This is a genomic window from Luteimonas marina (assembly GCF_007859325.1).
GTDB classification, from domain to species: domain Bacteria; phylum Pseudomonadota; class Gammaproteobacteria; order Xanthomonadales; family Xanthomonadaceae; genus Luteimonas; species Luteimonas marina.
Genome location: NZ_VOHK01000001.1, coordinates 431,604 through 448,420, shown reverse-complemented (window position 1 = coordinate 448,420; position 16,817 = coordinate 431,604). Strand labels below are relative to the sequence as shown.

The following is a 16,817-nucleotide window of genomic DNA, read 5'->3' as shown; positions in this document are numbered from 1 at the left end:
CGGTGCGGAACATGCCCCGCGCGGCGCGAGAGCCGGCCCGAAAGGCCAGCCCGAAGCGCCGCCGGCCCTGCAACACTTTTTGAAACAAGCGCTCCCGCGGTCCGCCGTGGTGTCGTAGCGCTGGAAACCCGGGATCGCCGCTGCGCTTGCGCGGCTGGCGGCCAACCGAAGCTCCAGGCGAAACGCCCCGGCGTTCCGCGCGCCTGCCCCCGCCCGAGAAGGACGCGGGTGCAGCGAGAAGCGCGAGGAACGCAAACATGAAGCGAATGCTCATCAACGCGACGCAGGCCGAAGAGCTGCGCGTCGCGATCGTCGACGGCCAGTCCCTGTACGACATCGACATCGAACAGCCGTCCCGCGAACAGAAGAAGTCCAACATCTACAAGGGCCGCATCACCCGGCTCGAACCGTCGCTCGAAGCGGCCTTCGTCGAATACGGCGCCGAGCGCCACGGCTTCTTGCCGCTGAAGGAAATCTCCCGCGACTACTTCCAGGCCGGCGCCGACCACCGTTCCGGCAACATCAAGGAACTCCTGCGCGAAGGCCAGGAGGTCGTGGTCCAGGTCGACAAGGAAGAGCGCGGCAACAAGGGCGCTGCCCTGACCACGTTCATCTCGCTGGCCGGCCGCTACATGGTGCTGATGCCCAACTCGCCCACCGCCGGCGGCGTCTCGCGCCGGATCGAGGGCGACGACCGCGCCGAGCTGAAGAAGGCGATGGACGCGCTGGCGATCCCCGACGACATGGGCGTGATCATCCGCACCGCCGGCGTCGGCCGCGACGCCGAAGAGCTGCAGTGGGACCTCGACTACCTGCTGAGCATCTGGAAGGCGATCGCCGAGGCCGCGCTGAGCAAGCCCTCGCCGTTCCTGATCTACCAGGAATCGCGCCTGATCACCCGCGCCCTGCGCGACTACATGCGCGCCGACATCGGCGAGATCCTGGTTGACACCCCGGAGATGTACGCCGAGGCGCGCGACTTCGTCGAGCAGGTGATGCCGCACAACCTGCGCAAGCTCAAGCACTACACCGACGACGTGCCGCTGTTCAACCGCTACCAGATCGAGTCGCAGATCGAGAGCGCCTACGAGCGCACCGTGCGCCTGCCCTCGGGCGGCGCGCTGGTGATCGACCAGACCGAGGCGCTGACCGCGATCGACGTCAACTCCGCGCGCGCCACCAAGGGCAGCGACATCGAGGAGACCGCGTTCAACACCAACCTGGAGGCGGCCGAGGAAGTCGCGCGCCAGATGCGCCTGCGCGACCTCGGCGGCCTGGTGGTGATCGACTTCATCGACATGGACTCGGGCAAGCACCAGCGCGAGGTCGAGGGCAAGCTGCAGAACGCGCTCAAGTACGACCGCGCGCGGGTGCAGCTGGGCCGGATCTCCAAGTTCGGGCTGCTGGAGATGTCGCGCCAGCGCCTGCGTGCGTCCCTGGGCGAATCCAGCCAGATCGTCTGCCCGCGCTGCGAGGGCCACGGCCGCATGCGCAGCGTCGAATCGCTGTCGCTGTCGATCATCCGCGTCGCCGAGGAGCACGCGATGAAGGACAACACCGGCCAGGTGCTGGTGCAGGCGCCGGTGGAGATCGCCAACTACCTGCTCAACGAGAAGCGCGGCGCGCTGGCCGAGATCGAGAAGCGCCACGAGGCGCCGATCGTCATCGTCGCCGACGAGCAACTGCACACGCCGCACTACGAGGTCACGCGCCTGCGCGAGAACGAGCTGGGCGAAGAAAGCAGCCGCCCCAGCTACCAGCGCGGCACGCCGCGCAAGGTCGCGACCATCAAGCTGAGCAAGGACAACCTCAACATCCCCGCGCCGGCGGTGACCAACGTGCGCCCGGCGCAGCCGGCGCCGGTGCGCGAACCGGCGCCCGAGCCCGTCGCGCAGCCGGTCGCCGCGCCCGCGCCGGTGGCGGCGCCCGTCGCCGCGACCGGTGGCCTGTTCGGCTGGTTCAAGCGGATCCTCGGCAGCGAGCCTGCCGCCGCGCCCGCCCCCGCACCGCGCAGCGCGCGCGAGCCCCAGCGCGGCGACCGCGGCACGCGCAGCGACCGCAATGCGTCGCGCCGCGACCAGCGCAATGGCAAGCCGTCGCGCCGCGATGGCAGTGCGCAGCCGTCGGCGCAGTCGCAGAAGGAGCCGCGCCAGGGCCAGCAGCCGCGCGGCCAGCAGGGCAAGCAGCAGGCGGCGCAGCCGCAGCAGAAAAAGCAGGCGCAGCCGCCGAAGCAGGCGGCGCAGAAGCCCCAGGCCCCGAAGGCGACCGAACCCGTCGAGCCCGCGGCGAAGGCGAACGTCGCCGCGACCGAGGTCGAAACGACGGCCAGTGCAGCCGTCGCGATCGAGGCCGCGCGCCCGACCGCACCCGCGCCGGAAACCACGGTGACGGATGCCACCGCCGCGGCGCAGGTCGCGACGGAAACCTCCGGCGACGCCGCGCCCACCGAAACGGCCGCCGCTGACGACGGCGCGGCCGGCGGACGCCGTCGCCGCGGACGCCGTGGCGGCCGTCGCCGTCGCCGTGGCGCGGGCGAAGCCGCCGGCCTCGCCGCCGACGCGATCACCGACGACCTGGACAACGACGCCGCCGACGACGACGAAGGCGATGCCCAGTCGCCTGCCCCCTCGTTCGCGCAGCGCACCCAGCCGGAATTCGAGTTCGACGAACCCGCCGGCCATGCGACCGACGCGACCGCGGCCTCACCGGCTCCGCAGGCCTCCGCAGAACCGGTTGCCGCGACGCAGGCCGCACCCATGCCTCAAGCCGAGCCCATCGCGGCGATGCCGCAGGCCGATGCGCCGGCGCCCGTCGAACCTGCAGTCGCTGCAGCCGCGGAAGTCGCGGAACCGTCGGCCGCGGTGATCGAGCCCGTTCCCGCGATGCCCGCTGCGGCCGTCGAATCGCCCACACCGACCGCCGAGGTGATGCCGACGGTCCAGCCGGACGCCATCGAGACGGCTGCGACAGCCCAGCCGGATGCCGTCGAGCCCGTTGCCGTCGAGGAAGACACCGCGCAGGCCGCGATCGCGCAAACCGAAGCCCCGGCCGCGGAAGCCGCCACCCTCGCCCCGCCTGAAGAAGCGGCGCCGCAGTCGCTGCAGTTGGACGTCGCGCCGGGCCTGTTCGACCGCCACGAACTTCCGCCGGTGGCGGCCGCGGCGCCCGAAGCCTCGCCGGCCGAAGAAGCCGCGGAAGCCGTCGACAGCGCCAACAGCGAAGCCGAAGATTCCGGCGACGACGGCGCGGCCACCCGCAGCGCCTGAGCGAAGGCCGGCGAAACCCGGGATCCGGCGCCACCTGGCGCCGGATCACTGGACAAGTTCAGATCGCCGATCCAGCCGCGCCTTCAGGCGCGACCCGCCGCAAGACGGCTACAGCACCTGCGACGGATCGATCAGCCCGTACTGGCTGGCCAGCCGCGCCAGCGCGATGTTGTCCTCGATCTGCAGCTTGGCGAACAGCCGCGACTTGTGCGTGTTCACGGTCTTGGCGCTGAGGCTGAGGCGCTTGGCGATCTCCTCCTGGCGCAGGCCCTGCACCAGCAGCATCGCGATCTCCAGCTCGCGCGGCGACAGCTCGTCGAACGGCGTGCCCTCGCCTCCGATCCCTGACAGCGCCAGCTTCTGCGCGATGCTGCTGGCGAGGTAGCGCTTGCCGCGCGCGACGTCGCGCACCGCCCGCAGCAGTTCGCTGGAATCGCCGCCCTTGCCCACGTAGCCCGCTGCGCCCGCCTCGATCAGCTTGCGCGGCATCGGCCCGTCCTCGAGCACCGACACCACGATCACCTTCGCGTGTCCGCCCTTGACCACGCGTTCGGTCACTTCCAGCCCGCTGACGCCGGGCAGGTGCAGGTCGCACAGCACCACGTCCGGCTGCAGCTTGCGGATCAGGGGCAGCGCGGCTTCGCCGCTGTCGGCTTCGCCCACCACCTCGATGTCGGTTTCACCCGAAAGAATCATGCGCATCCCTGCGCGCACCAGCGCATGGTCGTCGACCATGAACACCCGGATCGTCATCCTTGCCTTCCCCCCGTGCGGTTGATCCCCGGTCCCGAGGCTAGCGCCATGCGGCGTGCAGGCGCAAGCGAATGCAGGGCGACGTCGCAGGGCATGGCGCGTATCCGGGACCTGCATCGCGGATGGCGCGCGCGGCGCAAGGCGTGGACACTGGCCGCACCGAACTTGCAAGGAGACGTGGATGACGCGCGAGGACCTCGAGATCCGGCGCCTGGCGGCTGGCGACCTGGCACGGTTCCGCGCCATGCTGGCGATGATGGGCAAGGCATTCGACGACATCGGGACCTACACCGATGCGCAGCCCGACGATACCTACCTGTGCAAACTGCTGGCAGGCGACCACTTCATCGCCATCGCCGCGATCGCGGGCGACGACGTGGTCGGCGGACTTGCCGCCTACGACCTGCCGAAGTTCGAACAGGCGCGCAGCGAGGTCTACATCTACGATCTTGCCGTCGACGCGGCGCATCGCCGCAGGGGCATCGCGACCGCGCTGATCGAGGAACTGCGCGCGATTGCGCGCGAACGCGGCGCGTGGGTGATCTACGTGCAGGCCGATCCGCCCGACGCGCCCGCGGTGGCGCTGTACACGAAACTCGGCGTACGCGAGGACGTGTACCACTTCGATATCGCGGTGAAGTGAGGCTGGGAACCTGGCGGAGAGAGTGGGATTCGAACCCACGGAAGGTTTGACCCTTCGCCGGTTTTCAAGACCGGTGCCTTAAACCGCTCGGCCATCTCTCCGATTTCAAGTCGCCCCGAGCACATCCCGCAGGAGCGGCTTCAGCCGCGACACGGCGTTCGACGGAGCCTGGTGCAAGGTCGCGGCTGAAGCCGCTCCTGCAAACCGCTGACGCTAGCGCATTGTCGCATGCGCCGGCGTCTTCGCCGGCTTCTGCCGCGTGGCCGCGACGGCCGACGCGATGCCCGCTTTCGCGGCCTCGTCCTTGCCGCAGTGCCGGCAGTTGAGACTGGATTCCTCGATCAGCGGCGGCAGTCGTTCTGCCAGGAAATCGATGAACACGCGCACCGCGGGCAGCAGTCCGCGACGCGAGGCGAACACCGCGTGGGCGATGCCCTGCGGCAGGCGCCAGTCGGGCAGCACCACTTCCAGTTCGCCCCTGCGCACCGCGTCGGCGCACAGCGTTTCCGGGAGCATGGTGACGCCCAGGCCCTGCTTGGCCAGCTCCATCAGCATCGGGAAATCGAAGCCGGCCACGCGCGGCTTCAGCTCGACCCGGCGCACCTCGCCTTCGCGACCCTGCAGTTCCCAGCGCTGGCGCACCTCGTCCTCGCCCATGCTCATGGTGGTGTGGCCTTCGAGCTCTTCGGGCGTCTTCGGACGGCCGGCGCGGTCGAGGTACTTCGGGCTGGCGACCAGCAGTTCCTGTATCTGGCCGAAGCTGCGCATCACCAGGCTGCCGTCGTCGTCGAGCTTCGAACGCACGCGGATTGCCACGTCGAAGCCCTCGTTGATCACGTCCACGCGACGGTTGCTGACGTGCAGCTGCACCCGCACTTCCGGATAGCGCGCGAGGAAGTCCGGCAGCAGCTTGGGCATCAGCTGCTGCGCGATGCCGACCGGCACGCTGGCCTTGACCAGGCCGCGCGGCTCCGCGCTCAGCCGGTCGACGACCTCGCGCGCGGCGGTGGCCTCGGCCAGCATCGACAGCGCGTGGCGATGCACGCTCTGGCCGACGTCGGTGACCGCGAAGCGGCGCGTGGAGCGCTGTAGCAGGCGCACGCCGAGGTCGTTCTCGAGCTGGCTGATGCGGCGGCTCAGGCGCGACTTGGGGATGCCCAGCGCGCGCTCGGCGGCCGCGAAGCCGCCGTGGTCGACGACCATGGCGAAGTAGTAGAGATCGTTGAGGTCCTGCACCTTAACCTCCAAAATAGAACAATGCGTGACATTTGATCATGTTTATATCATAAACGCAACAATCTACAGTGTCTCCCATCCGGCGCCTGCCGGTCGAAACGGAGACATGCCATGAAACTGCTGCATCTCGATTCCAGCGTCCTCGGCGACCAGTCGGTCTCCCGGGAACTCACCGCGGCCATCGTCGCACGTTGGCAGGCACAGGTGCGTGGGCTGGAAGTCCAGTCCCGCGACCTCGCCAGCGATCCCCTGCCCCATCTGTCCGGCGCCACCCTGGCCGGAAGCGACGAACTGGACGCCGCCCGCGGCGAGGCGGTGCTGCAGCAGTTCCTCGACGCCGACGTCGTGGTGATCGGTGCGCCGATGTACAACTTCGGCATCCCGTCGTCGCTGAAGGCGTGGATCGACCGCATCGCCGTGCGCGGACGCACGTTCCGCTACACCGAGTCCGGCCCGCAGGGGCTGGCGGGCGGCAAGCGCGTGATCCTGGCCCTGGCCGCGGGCGGTCCGCACCAGGGACAGCCCAGCGACTTCGTCGAGCCGTACCTCCGGCAGGTGTTCGGATTCCTCGGCGTCACCGACATCGAAACGGTGCGCGCCGACGGCGTGGGCCTGTCGCCGGAGCATCGCGAGGCGGCGGTCGCTAACGCGCTGGCGTCGATCCCGGCGCCGCTGGCGCGGGCGGCGTGACGCGGGATCGCGCGTGCGCGAGGAATGGATGTTCCCCGTCAGGGCCGGTGATCTCGACAACCGCCTTCCAGTAGACGAAGAAAAACGCAGTCATCCCCGCGAAAGCGGGGATCCAGCGTCTTTTGCGTCAAGGTCAAAATGGATCCCCGCTTTCGCGGGGATGACGGCAACCTGCTCTGCGGCCGACGCCTGAAGCCGACTTCAGGCGATGCGCTCGATGCCACCCATGTACGGACGCAAGGCTTCCGGCACGGTGATCGAGCCGTCCGCCTGCTGGCAGTTCTCCATCACCGCGATCAGCGCGCGGCCGACGGCCACACCCGAGCCGTTGAGGGTATGCACCGGCTCGGGCTTGCCCGACTCGGGATTGCGCCAGCGCGCCTGCATGCGCCGCGCCTGGAAGTCGCCGCAGTTGGAGCAGGACGAGATCTCGCGATACGTCTGCTGCGACGGCAGCCAGACCTCGAGGTCGTAGGTCTTGCGCGCAGAGAATCCCATGTCGCCCGAGCACAGCAGCATGCGGCGATACGGCAGGCCCAGGGTTTCCAGCACCACTTCCGCGCAGCGGGTCATGCGCTCGTGCTCGTCGTCGCTTTCGTCCGGGCGCGCGATCGCCACCAGCTCCACCTTCTCGAACTGGTGCTGGCGGATCATGCCGCGCACGTCGCGGCCGCCGCTGCCGGCCTCGGAGCGGAAGCACAGCGAGTGCGCGGTCATGCGCAGCGGCAGGCGCTCGGCCTCGACGATCTCGTCGCGGACAAGGTTGGTCAGCGCGATCTCCGAGGTCGAGATCAGGTAGCGCCGATGCTCGCCCAACTGGGTGGCGAACATGTCTTCCTCGAACTTCGGCAACTGCCCGGTGCCGAACAGGCTGTCGGCGTTGACGATGACCGGGACGTTGGTCTCCTCGTAACCGTGCTCGCCCGAGTGCAGGTCGAGCATGAACTGCGCCAGCGCGCGGTGCAGGCGCGCCAGTTGCCCGCGCAGCACGGTGAAGCGCGCGCCCGAGAGCTTGGCGGCGGCGTCGCCGTCGAGCCAGCCGTGGCGGGCGCCGAGTTCGACATGATCCCTGACCTCGAAATCGAAGGCGCGCGGCGTGCCCCAGCGGCGCTGCTCGACGTTCTGCGTTTCGTCCGCGCCGGGCGGCACCGAGGCGTCGGGCAGGTTGGGCACGCCGAGCGCGATCGCGTCGAGTTCGCCGCGGATCGCGTCGAGCCGCGCCTCGCTGGCCTTGAGTTCGTCGCCGAGTCCGGCCACTTCGGCCAGCAGCGGCGCCACGTCCTCGCCCTTCGCCTTGGCCTGGCCGATCGCCTTGCTGCGGGTATTGCGCAGGTTCTGCAGTTCCTGCGTGCGCACCTGGATCTGCTTGCGCTCGGCTTCCAGCGCCTGCAGCCGTTCGACCGGCAGCTCGAAGCCGCGCGTTTCGTGTAGGCGCGCGGCCGTGTCGGCAAGGTGCTGGCGAAGCAGGATCGGATCGAGCATGGCGGGGGAAATGCGTGGAGGGAACGCGGGATTATCGCCGAGATGTCCCTGCGCTGCCGGCCGCGCAGCGCGCCTGTGCCAGAATCCGCGGACATCCCCACGCCATCGCCGCCGCATGTCCACGCCTCCGGTCTCGCCCCGCCCGCCCGCCCGGTTCACCCGTTTCCTGCCCTCGGGCCGCGCCTGGTGGCTGGTCGCCGGCGCGTTCCTGGCCGGACTGCTGCTGTTCGCGCTGGTGCTGTCGGGCAAGCGCGACGCATTCGAGTTCTATCGCGCCGACGGCGACGGCGCCACGAGCGTCGAGGGCCAGGTGTTCGAGCCCCTGCCCGCCCCCCTGCCCGCGGGCGAGGACGCGGCCAGCGGCATGGACGAGCGCCCGCCCGCGCGCACCGAGGCGCCGCGCATCGACCAGCATGCGTCCTCGCCAGGTGACACGCCGTCGCCAGCCCCCGCGACGGCCGCCCAGCCCGGCGGCGCGCCAGCCGATGCCTCCCTGCCGCGCCCGCTGTCCTCACCGCCGCCGGACTACCCCGCCGCCGCGCTGCGGGCCGGCGCGAGCGGCAACGTGGTCCTGCGCATCGAGGTCGGCGCCGATGGCAGGCCCGGTTCGGTCGAAGTGGTCGCCGGCAGCCGCAACCGCCAGCTCGACCGCGCCGCGGTCCGCGCAGTCCGGCGCTGGCGCTTCCAGCCGGCGATGCGTGACGGCGTCGCGGTCCCCGCCACCGTTCAGCAGACCATCAGTTTCGACGCGCCCCGCTGAAGGGCGCTCACCTTGCGTTGACGGATCGGCGACGCCGCCTGCACGGCGCTCGTGAAACGTTCGTGTCGTCACCCAGAACGGAGGGCAACACGATGTCCGACCCGATGCATCCATCCGAACGCGATCCCCGACCCTTGCCTGCGCAGGAAGCGGCGCCACGCCGCGGCGGCGCCAGCGCGCTGCTGTGGATCCTCCTGCTGCTGGCGATCATCGCCATCGCCTGGTATTTCCTCGGCAGGCAGGACGCCACGCAGATGCCGCCGGAGGCCGCCACGCCGATCGGCGAGACCACGGCGGTTCCCTCCGACTCGCCGGTCTCGACCGAACCCGCCGCGCGCGAGTCCACGCGGCCGGCCGCCCCCGCCAACCGCGAAGCGCGCGCCCTGAGCCAGCCCGCGCCCGAATACCCGGCCGCGGCGCAGCGCTCCGGCGTGGAGGGCACCGCCATCGTCCGCGTGGACCTGGATGCGAACGGCAGCCCCGTCGACGTCGAACTCGCGCAGAGCAGCCGCTCGCGCGACCTCGACCGCGCCGCGCTGAGCGCGGTCCGCGGCTGGACCTTCGAGCCGGCCATCCGCGACGGCAAGCCGGTCGCGTCCAGCGTGCAGGTGCCGGTGGATTTCCGGCTGGAGAGGCAGTAGGTCATCGAACTGCAGTTCGGCCGCATGGCCTGATGCAGGGGCGCGGGGCGGAAGGATCTGTCCCGCGTTTTTTTGTTCCTCTCGCAAGCAAGGGGAACAACCTGGAGCAAAGCCTGTCATTTCTGGAGCAAAGCCTGTCATTTCTGGAGCAAAGCCTGTCATTTCGACCGCAGGGAGAAATCTTCTTTCCGCGCGCTGGAGACAAGATTTCTCCCTGCGGTCGAAATGACAGTTTTCTGGGGAATGACAGTTTTCCGGGAAATGACAGTTTTCTGGCGTTCCTCTCCAGATCGCAGGGGCATGGCTTCGCTGGTCCGTTCGCAGTTGCACATGCCGGGTCGCCTCGGTGTCCCCTCGTTCGGGCGAAGAACCGCATTCTTTCCGTTCTTCGACGCAACTGCCCCCCGCCGGCGGAGGCGGGAGCAACAGGCATTCAGCCCTCGCGCAGGCCGAACCCCGCCTGTCGCGCCAGCGCGTCGAATCCGGGGAACGAGGTGGCGACGTTGGCGATGTCGCCGATCCGTACCCCGCCATCGGACAGCTGTGCGGCCACGGCGAACGACATCGCGATGCGGTGGTCGCCATGGCTGTCGATGCTGCCGCCGCGCAGTTGGCTGTCGCCGTGGATCGTGGCGCCGTCGGGCGTCTCGTCCACGCGCGCACCGAGCGCGCGCAGGCCGGTGGCCATGGTCGCGATGCGGTCGGACTCCTTGACCCGCAGTTCGGCCGCGCCGCGCACCGTGGTCGTGCCCTGCGCGCAGGCCGCGGCGACGAACAGCGCCGGGAACTCGTCGATCATGTCGGCCACGTGCGCCACCGGCACCTCGATGCCGCGCAGCGGCGCATGGCGCACGCGCAGGTCGCTGACCGGTTCGCCGCCCTGCTCGCCGGCCGGCGTTTCCTCGATATCGGCGCCCATCAGGCGCAGCACGTGCAGCAGGCCGGTGCGGCGCGGGTTCATGCCGACGCGCTGCAGCCGCACGTCCGATCCCGGCACCAGCGTCGCGGCCACGATGAAGAAGGCGGCCGACGAGAAATCCGCCGGCACCGCGATGTCGCGCGCGAGCAGGCGGTGGCCGCCCTCGAGCCGCGCGAACCCGGGCGAGAACTCGATCGGCCAGCCCAGCGCCTGCAGCATGCGCTCGGTGTAGTCGCGGGTCGGATGCGGTTCGCGCACGGTGGTGGTGCCGCGCGCGTAGAGGCCGGCGAGCAGCAGCGCGGACTTGACCTGGGCGCTGGCGACCTCGGTTTCGATGTCGATGCCCTGCAGCGCACTGCCACCGTGGATGCGCAGCGGCGGCACGCCGCCTTCGCCGGTGTCGATGCGTGCGCCCATGCGCGCCAGCGGCGCGGTGACGCGGCGCATCGGCCGCTTCGACAGCGAGGCGTCGCCGACCAGGGTGGTGTCGAACGACTGCCCCGCCAGCAGGCCGGCGAGCAGGCGCATGCCGGTGCCGGCGTTGCCGCAGTCCAGCGGGCCGTCGGGCGCGCGCAGGCCGTCGATGCCGATGCCGTGGATGATGCGGCTACCTGCCTTCGGCGCGTCGATGCGCACGCCCATGCGGCGGAAGATCGCCTCGGTCGCGCGCGCGTCCTCGCCTTCGAGGAACCCTTCGACCTGCGACACGCCGTCGGCGAGCGAAGCCAGCATGATCGCGCGGTGCGAGACCGACTTGTCGCCGGGCACCGCCAGCTCGCCGCGCAGCGGCGCGCCCTTCGATGCGATCCAGTCGATGGTCTTGCCGCTGCTCATTGCGATTCCCCGTTCGATGCTTCGGTCATGCTGTCCGTGCCGGAGCCGTTCGGCCCGGTCGACCACTCAGGGCACGGCAACCGGGTACGAACCCAGCACGTGCACGTCGCCGGCGAAGTCGTCGATCTCGGCCAGCGCATCCTTCAGCGGCGATTCGTCGACATGGCCCTCGACGTCGATGAAGAAGGCGTACTGCCACAGCGCGCCGTGCGCCGGCCGTGATTCGATCCGGTTCATGCTGATGTTGCGCCGGGCCAGCGGCTCGAGGATGCGGTAGAGCGCGCCGGGCTGGTCGCGGATCGAGACCATCAGCGAGGTGCGGTCGTTGCCCGACGGCGGGAACGAGGCCCGGCCGATGACCAGGAAGCGCGTGGTGTTGTCGCTGCGGTCCTCGATCGGCCCGGCGACCACCTGCATGCCGTAGACGTGCGCCGCATTCTCGCCGGCGATGGCCGCGGCGTCGTCGGACTTCTTGGCGCGGCGCACCGCCTCGGCGTTGCTCGACACCGCCTCCTTGTGCACGCCCGGCAGGTTGTGCCGCAGCCAGTTCTTGCACTGCGCCAGCGACATGCCGTGCGAATAGACGCGCTCGATGTCCTCGATGTGGCCGGTGCGCGAGAGCAGGTACTGGTGCACGCGCAGCTCGACCTCGCCGCAGATCTTCAGCGGCGAGGTCAGGAACATGTCGAGCGTGGACTGGATCGTGCCCTGCCCCGAGTTCTCCACCGGCACCACGCCGAAGTCAGCGTTGCCGGCGGCGACCTCGTCGAACACCTCCTCGATGCTGACCAGCGGCAGGCCCCTGGCCGAGTGCCCGAAGTGCTTCTGTACCGCCTGCTGCGAAAACGTGCCTTCCGGGCCGAGGTAGCCGATCTTCAGCGGCTCCTGCTGCGCCAGGCAGGCCGACATGATCTCGCGGAACAGCCGCACCAGCACTTCGTCCGACAGCGGGCCGTCGTTGCGGTCGACCACGCGGCGCAGCACCTGCGCCTCGCGCTCGGGGCGGTAGTAGTCGATGGCGGCGGCGAGCTTGCCCTTGGCCTTGCCGACCTGGTGCGCCCACAGCGCGCGTTCAGCGATCAGCGCCTGGATCTCGCGGTCGATGCCGTCGATCTGCGTGCGCACGGCGGCAAGGTCCGGCTTCGCCTGGCGCGCGACCGCGGCGCGGCTGCGCGCGGAGGCTTCGGCCTTCGGCGGGGGTGCGGCTTTCGCCTTGCGCTTGGGCGCGGCAGGCGACGCGCCCTTGCCGGTGGATTTCGATTTGCGGTCAGCCATGGCGCTTCTGGAACTCCTGCATGTAGTCGACCAGCGCCTGCACGCCCTCGACCGGCATCGCGTTGTAGATCGAGGCGCGCATGCCGCCGAGCACGCGATGGCCCTTCAGGCCGATCAGCCCGGCCTCGCGCGCGCCCGACAGGAAGGCCCCGTCCAGCGCCGCATCGGGCAGGAAGAACGGCACGTTCATACGCGAACGCACCTCGGGGGCGACCTCGTTGCGGTAGAACCCGCCGGAGCCGTCGATCGCGCCGTAGAGCAATGTCGATTTGACATCGCTGCGGCGGTCGAATTCGGCGGTGCCGCCCTCGTCGATCATCCAGCGCACGGTCTGGCCCAGCAGGTACCAGTTCCAGGTCGGCGGCGTGTTGAGCATCGACTCGCCCTTGAGCTGCGAGCGATAGTCGAAGATGTCCGCGCGCGGCTGGCCGGCGCGTTCGAGCAGGTCGCGGCGCACGATCACCACGCTGATGCCGACCGGCCCGAGGTTCTTCTGCGCGCCGGCGTAGATCAGCCCGTACTTCGACACCTCGATCGGCTCGGAGGCGATGCTGGAGCTGAAGTCGGCGAACAGCGGCACGTCGCCGGTGTCCGGCGGCACCTGTCCCCACGCCGGCCGGAACTCGACGCCGTGGATGGTCTCGTTGGCGGTGACGTGGACGTAGGCCGCGTCCTTCGACAGCCGCCACGACTCGCGCGCCGGAATGGTGCGGAAGCCGTCGGCCTCTCCGCTGGCGGCGACGTTGACGTCCACCGAGACCAGTTGCTTCAGTGCCGTGCGCCCCCAGTGCCCGCTGACCACGTAGTCCACGCGCTGGCCAGCGGCGGCGAAGTTCAGCGCGATCAGCGCCTGTTGCGTGGTCGCGCCGCCGGCGGGGAACAGCACCGCGTAGTCGTCGGGGATTTCGATCAGGTTGCGCAGGTCGGCTTCGGCCTGGCGGGCGAGCTCCAGGAACTCGGGGCCGCGGTGGCTGATCTCGACGATCGACGCACCGGCGTCGCCGAACTCGAGCATGTCCGCCTGTGCCTGGCGCAGGACCGTTTCGGGCAGTGCGGCGGGGCCGGGGCTGAAGTTGTAGGCGCGCGTCATCGGAGCTTCATCAATCACACGGAGGAAGCGCATTAGTATGCCGCAGCGCACCACGGTTTCCCGCGGTCGCGCAACTTTTCCTGCCCTGCGACGCTCCAATGCGCGGTATCAAAGGAAACGACCCATGTCCCTGCGCAACGTGCTCGCCATTCCCTCCTCGGCGGTTACCGATGAAACCGTGTATCGCGGCCGCCGTCGCCTGCTCGGCGCGCTGGCGACATCGACGCTGCTGCCGCTGGCCGGCTGCGCGGACGCCGAGGTCCCGCCCTCGAAAACGGTGGTGACGCCCGAACAGGCGAAGTCCGGCTTCCGCACCGACGAAGCGCTGACCCGGCTCGAGGACGTCACCGGCTACAACAACTTCTACGAGTTCGGCACCGACAAGGCCGATCCGGCGCGCGCGAAGAAGACCTTGCGCACCTCGCCGTGGAATATCGCCGTGTCCGGCGAGTGCGCAAAGCCGGGCAATCTCTCGTTCGAGGACCTGCTCAAGGGCCTGGCGCCGGAGGAACGCATCTATCGCCTGCGCTGCGTCGAAGGCTGGTCGATGGTGATCCCGTGGCTTGGCGTGCCGCTGGCCGACGTGCTCAGGCGCTTCGAGCCGACCTCGAAGGCAAAGTACGTCGCCTTCACCACCCTCGCCGATCCCGCGCAGATGCCGGGCCTGCGCTTCCGTTCGATCGACTGGCCCTACCGCGAGGGCCTGCGCATCGACGAGGCGATGCATCCGCTGGCCTTCCTCGCCACCGGCCTGTACGGCAAGCCGCTGCCGCAGCAGAACGGCGCGCCGCTGCGGCTGGTGGTGCCGTGGAAGTACGGCTTCAAGAGCATCAAGTCGATCGTGGAGATCCGCTTCACCGAGAAGCAGCCGAAGACGGCCTGGCACCAGCTGCAGCCGAAGGAATACGGCTTCTACAGCAACGTCAATCCCGAGGTCGACCACCCGCGCTGGAGCCAGAAGACCGAGCGTCGCATCGCCGGTACCGGCAACCGCCTGTTCGCCGATCGCATCCCGACGCAGAAGTTCAACGGCTATGGGGAGCAGGTGGCGGGGCTGTATGCGGGGATGGATCTGGAGAAGTGGTATTGAGGCGGGTGGATGGGTTGCTCGTTGGCCGTTGGTGATTCGTGACACTTCTCCCGCCCATTTTCCCGCCCGTCATCCCGGCGAAAGCCGGGATCCATTTTCCGCTTTCGATTGGCAGCCATGTCGGGAGGCAAGATCAAAATGGATCCCGGCTTTCGCCGGGATGACGGGTACGAGCTACCAACTACCAACCATCAACCACTCCTGCGGCATCCATGAATCGCCACATCGCGCGGAAAACGCCAGCCTCCCTCATCGTCGCCAAAACCATTGTCCACGCGCTCGCGCTGGCGCCACTGTCGCTCCTGGCCTGGAAGTTCTGGCAAGTCTTCAGCGAAACCAATATCGACGCGCTCGGCGCCGACCCGGTCGCCGCGATCGAGCACGAACTCGGCACCTGGGCACTGCGCCTGCTCCTGCTCACGCTGGCGATCACGCCGCTGCGGCAGCTGAGCGTGCAGCCGGTGCTGCTGCGCTTCCGGCGCATGCTCGGCCTGTACGCCTTCGCCTACGCCAGCCTGCACTTCGCCGCGTACCTCGTCCTCGACCTGCGCGGCTACTGGGCGCAGCTCTTCGAGGAGATCGCCAAGCGCCCCTACATCACCGTCGGCTTCGCCGCGTGGCTGCTGCTGGTGCCACTGGCGCTGACCTCGACCCAGGGCTGGATGCGGCGGCTGGGGCGCGTCTGGGGCCGCCTGCACGCGCTGGTGTACGCGATCGCGGTCCTGGCGGTGCTGCACTTCTGGTGGATCGTGAAGTCGGACTATCGCGAGCCGCTGCTCTACGCCGCGATCCTCGCCCTGCTGCTCGGCTGGCGCGCGTGGAAGCGGCTGTCGAAACGCCCGGCGCGCAGGCCGGCGTCCTCAGCCTGATCCGAACAGCAGCAGCGCCGCCAGCAGCGCTGCAATGCCCGCGGCCGCGAGCAGCAGCCAGGGCAGGCGCGACACCTGGTCGCGGCCCCTCGTCGCAACCGGTGCCTGCCTCGACAGGGGCACGTCGGCCGGCGCATCCGCCTCCGGCCCGCGCGGCTTTCGCCGCGGCGCCTCGACCACGAAGCGATGCTGGCCGTCGAACACAACCTGGTCGCCCGATTCCAGCACGGCGTCGCGCACCGCCTCGCCGTTGACCAGGCTGCCCTCGGCCGAACCGAGGTCGCGCAGCACGACCTGCTCGCCCACCAGTTCGAGCCGCGCGTGGCGGTCGGCGAAGGACGGATCGTCGATGCGGATGTCGGCCTCGGGATGGCGTCCGACCAGCCGCGGCTGCTCCAGGGTGAAGCAGCGGCCGTGGAAGCGCCCGCCGACGCCGCGCAGGACCACGCGCAGGTTGGGGGCGTCGTCGGCGACGGGATCCGCGTCGAGCCCGCGCGGCACCCGCACCGGGTGCGAGGACACCAGCCGCAGTTCGGCGCCGTCGACGTAGATCGCATCGCCCACGCGCAGCATCGCCATCCGCCGCACCTCGCGACCGTTGACGTGCACGCCGGCCGCGTCGTCGTCGACGTTCAGCCACATCCCGCGGCGATCCACGCACAGCCGCACCGCGCTCTCGCCTTCGACCAGGTCGACGACACCCGGCGCGCGGCGGCCGATCCCGTGCACGCCGATCGACAGCGGACGATCGTCCCTGTCCTGGTCGGCGAATCGCAGTCTGACGGCATCCATGGCGCGGCAATCTAGCACGCGCGGGCGCGGCGACCCGGTGCACTTGGTGAATGCCGCCCGACCGTCGCAGAATGTCGACCTCCCCGAAACGCAGGCACACCGCCCCATGTCCGGCATCGACATCCACCACGCGCATTCCCTGCCGATGGCCAAGGCCCGCAAGGCCGTCGAACAGGTCGCGAAGAAGCTGGCCGAGCGCTTCGACGTCGAATACGGCTGGGACGGCGACACCCTGAATTTCGCGCGCTCGGGCGTCGACGGCAAGATCGCGCTGGAGCCGAAGCAACTGCACGTCACCGCCAGCCTCGGTTTCCTGCTGTCGGCCATGAAGGGACCGATCGAGGCCGAGATCCGCCGGGTGCTGTCGGAGAAGTTCTGACCCCGGCTTCCGGCGGCGGCGCGCTCGTCCGCGATGCCGTCCGTCGTGCGCCCGGGCCACGCCCTGCCCTGGCGGCCGGAAGCCGCGTGGTCCGTCAT

The 16,817-nt window shown here is 69.8% G+C and carries 15 protein-coding genes and 1 tRNA gene; 8 read left to right on the top strand and 8 right to left on the bottom strand.

The window, feature by feature from the left end; all coding sequences use genetic code 11:
- The first annotated feature begins 266 nt into the window (after positions 1-266).
- Positions 267-3,266 carry an Rne/Rng family ribonuclease gene (locus FQY83_RS02125; RefSeq protein ID WP_146385316.1) on the top strand — a complete coding sequence of 1,000 codons (3,000 nt, stop codon included), beginning with the start codon at positions 267-269 and terminating at the stop codon, positions 3,264-3,266.
- 108 nt (positions 3,267-3,374) lie between these two features.
- Here the strand turns inward: FQY83_RS02125 and FQY83_RS02120 are convergent, their stop codons facing one another.
- Entirely contained in the window at positions 3,375-4,019 is a 645-nt protein-coding gene (locus tag FQY83_RS02120; RefSeq protein ID WP_146384576.1) for a response regulator, read from the bottom strand.
- 181 nt (positions 4,020-4,200) lie between these two features.
- On the opposite strand from FQY83_RS02120, the gene FQY83_RS02115 reads away from it, so the two are divergent.
- Entirely contained in the window at positions 4,201-4,662 is a 462-nt protein-coding gene (locus FQY83_RS02115; RefSeq protein WP_146384574.1) for an AAC(3)-I family aminoglycoside N-acetyltransferase, read from the top strand.
- Between the two features lie 11 nt (positions 4,663-4,673).
- Here FQY83_RS02115 and FQY83_RS02110 read toward each other — a convergent pair.
- Both FQY83_RS02110 and FQY83_RS02105 read right to left on the bottom strand, forming a co-directional pair.
- Positions 4,674-4,763, bottom strand: a tRNA-Ser gene (locus tag FQY83_RS02110).
- A gap of 112 nt (positions 4,764-4,875) precedes the next feature.
- Complete coding sequence (locus FQY83_RS02105; RefSeq protein WP_146384572.1) at positions 4,876-5,898, bottom strand: LysR family transcriptional regulator; 1,023 nt, start codon at positions 5,896-5,898, stop codon at positions 4,876-4,878.
- A 111-nt stretch (positions 5,899-6,009) separates the two neighbouring features.
- On the opposite strand from FQY83_RS02105, the gene FQY83_RS02100 reads away from it, so the two are divergent.
- Positions 6,010-6,588 (top strand): FMN-dependent NADH-azoreductase, encoded by a 579-nt coding sequence (locus FQY83_RS02100; RefSeq protein ID WP_146384570.1) that lies wholly within the window; start codon positions 6,010-6,012, stop codon positions 6,586-6,588.
- A 201-nt stretch (positions 6,589-6,789) separates the two neighbouring features.
- Here the strand turns inward: FQY83_RS02100 and serS are convergent, their stop codons facing one another.
- Positions 6,790-8,070, bottom strand: a complete 1,281-nt coding sequence (serS, locus tag FQY83_RS02095) for a serine--tRNA ligase (protein ID WP_146384568.1) — start codon at positions 8,068-8,070, stop codon at positions 6,790-6,792.
- Between the two features lie 115 nt (positions 8,071-8,185).
- Here serS and FQY83_RS02090 point away from each other — a divergent pair, with 115 nt between their 5' ends.
- Positions 8,186-8,830 (top strand): energy transducer TonB, encoded by a 645-nt coding sequence (locus FQY83_RS02090; protein ID WP_146384566.1) that lies wholly within the window; start codon positions 8,186-8,188, stop codon positions 8,828-8,830.
- 92 nt (positions 8,831-8,922) lie between these two features.
- Entirely contained in the window at positions 8,923-9,471 is a 549-nt protein-coding gene (locus FQY83_RS02085) for an energy transducer TonB (protein WP_158636408.1), read from the top strand.
- Positions 9,472-9,904: 433 nt separating this feature from the next.
- Here FQY83_RS02085 and aroA read toward each other — a convergent pair whose 3' ends face one another.
- The 3 genes from aroA to serC form a co-directional block, all read right to left on the bottom strand.
- On the bottom strand, positions 9,905-11,224 hold the full coding sequence (gene aroA, locus FQY83_RS02080; protein WP_146384561.1) for a 3-phosphoshikimate 1-carboxyvinyltransferase: 1,320 nt from the start codon (positions 11,222-11,224) through the stop codon (positions 9,905-9,907).
- A 66-nt stretch (positions 11,225-11,290) separates the two neighbouring features.
- Positions 11,291-12,499: a prephenate dehydratase gene (pheA, locus tag FQY83_RS02075; RefSeq protein ID WP_146384559.1), complete on the bottom strand. Its 1,209-nt coding sequence runs from the start codon at positions 12,497-12,499 to the stop codon at positions 11,291-11,293.
- Positions 12,492-13,589, bottom strand: a complete 1,098-nt coding sequence (gene serC, locus FQY83_RS02070; protein ID WP_146384557.1) for a phosphoserine transaminase — start codon at positions 13,587-13,589, stop codon at positions 12,492-12,494. Before serC ends, pheA begins: the two co-directional genes overlap by 8 nt.
- A gap of 124 nt (positions 13,590-13,713) precedes the next feature.
- Here serC and msrP point away from each other — a divergent pair, with 124 nt between their 5' ends.
- Together msrP and msrQ are read left to right on the top strand one after the other, a co-directional pair.
- Positions 13,714-14,679, top strand: coding sequence for a protein-methionine-sulfoxide reductase catalytic subunit MsrP (msrP, locus tag FQY83_RS02065; protein WP_146384555.1), 966 nt, complete (start codon positions 13,714-13,716; stop codon positions 14,677-14,679).
- 212 nt (positions 14,680-14,891) lie between these two features.
- Positions 14,892-15,548, top strand: coding sequence for a protein-methionine-sulfoxide reductase heme-binding subunit MsrQ (gene msrQ, locus FQY83_RS02060; protein ID WP_425478546.1), 657 nt, complete (start codon positions 14,892-14,894; stop codon positions 15,546-15,548).
- Here msrQ and FQY83_RS02055 read toward each other — a convergent pair.
- A complete protein-coding gene (locus FQY83_RS02055; protein ID WP_146384553.1) occupies positions 15,540-16,340 on the bottom strand; it encodes an FHA domain-containing protein in 801 nt (266 codons plus the stop codon). The genes msrQ and FQY83_RS02055 overlap by 9 nt on opposite strands.
- Before the next feature lie 106 nt (positions 16,341-16,446).
- On the opposite strand from FQY83_RS02055, the gene FQY83_RS02050 reads away from it, so the two are divergent.
- A complete protein-coding gene (locus FQY83_RS02050; RefSeq protein WP_146384551.1) occupies positions 16,447-16,719 on the top strand; it encodes a polyhydroxyalkanoic acid system family protein in 273 nt (90 codons plus the stop codon).
- The last annotated feature ends 98 nt before the right edge of the window (positions 16,720-16,817 follow it).

Coding starts and splice junctions, on each gene's coding strand:
- FQY83_RS02125 (WP_146385316.1), top strand. CDS start 267: ATGCTCATCAACGCGACGCAGGCCGAAGAGCTGCGCGTCGCGATCGTC.
- FQY83_RS02120 (WP_146384576.1), bottom strand. CDS start 4,019: ATGACGATCCGGGTGTTCATGGTCGACGACCATGCGCTGGTGCGCGCA.
- FQY83_RS02115 (WP_146384574.1), top strand. CDS start 4,201: ATGACGCGCGAGGACCTCGAGATCCGGCGCCTGGCGGCTGGCGACCTG.
- FQY83_RS02100 (WP_146384570.1), top strand. CDS start 6,010: ATGAAACTGCTGCATCTCGATTCCAGCGTCCTCGGCGACCAGTCGGTC.
- serS (WP_146384568.1), bottom strand. CDS start 8,070: ATGCTCGATCCGATCCTGCTTCGCCAGCACCTTGCCGACACGGCCGCG.
- FQY83_RS02090 (WP_146384566.1), top strand. CDS start 8,186: ATGTCCACGCCTCCGGTCTCGCCCCGCCCGCCCGCCCGGTTCACCCGT.
- FQY83_RS02085 (WP_158636408.1), top strand. CDS start 8,923: ATGTCCGACCCGATGCATCCATCCGAACGCGATCCCCGACCCTTGCCT.
- aroA (WP_146384561.1), bottom strand. CDS start 11,224: ATGAGCAGCGGCAAGACCATCGACTGGATCGCATCGAAGGGCGCGCCG.
- pheA (WP_146384559.1), bottom strand. CDS start 12,499: ATGGCTGACCGCAAATCGAAATCCACCGGCAAGGGCGCGTCGCCTGCC.
- serC (WP_146384557.1), bottom strand. CDS start 13,589: ATGACGCGCGCCTACAACTTCAGCCCCGGCCCCGCCGCACTGCCCGAA.
- msrP (WP_146384555.1), top strand. CDS start 13,714: ATGTCCCTGCGCAACGTGCTCGCCATTCCCTCCTCGGCGGTTACCGAT.
- msrQ (WP_425478546.1), top strand. CDS start 14,892: ATGAATCGCCACATCGCGCGGAAAACGCCAGCCTCCCTCATCGTCGCC.
- FQY83_RS02055 (WP_146384553.1), bottom strand. CDS start 16,340: ATGGATGCCGTCAGACTGCGATTCGCCGACCAGGACAGGGACGATCGT.
- FQY83_RS02050 (WP_146384551.1), top strand. CDS start 16,447: ATGTCCGGCATCGACATCCACCACGCGCATTCCCTGCCGATGGCCAAG.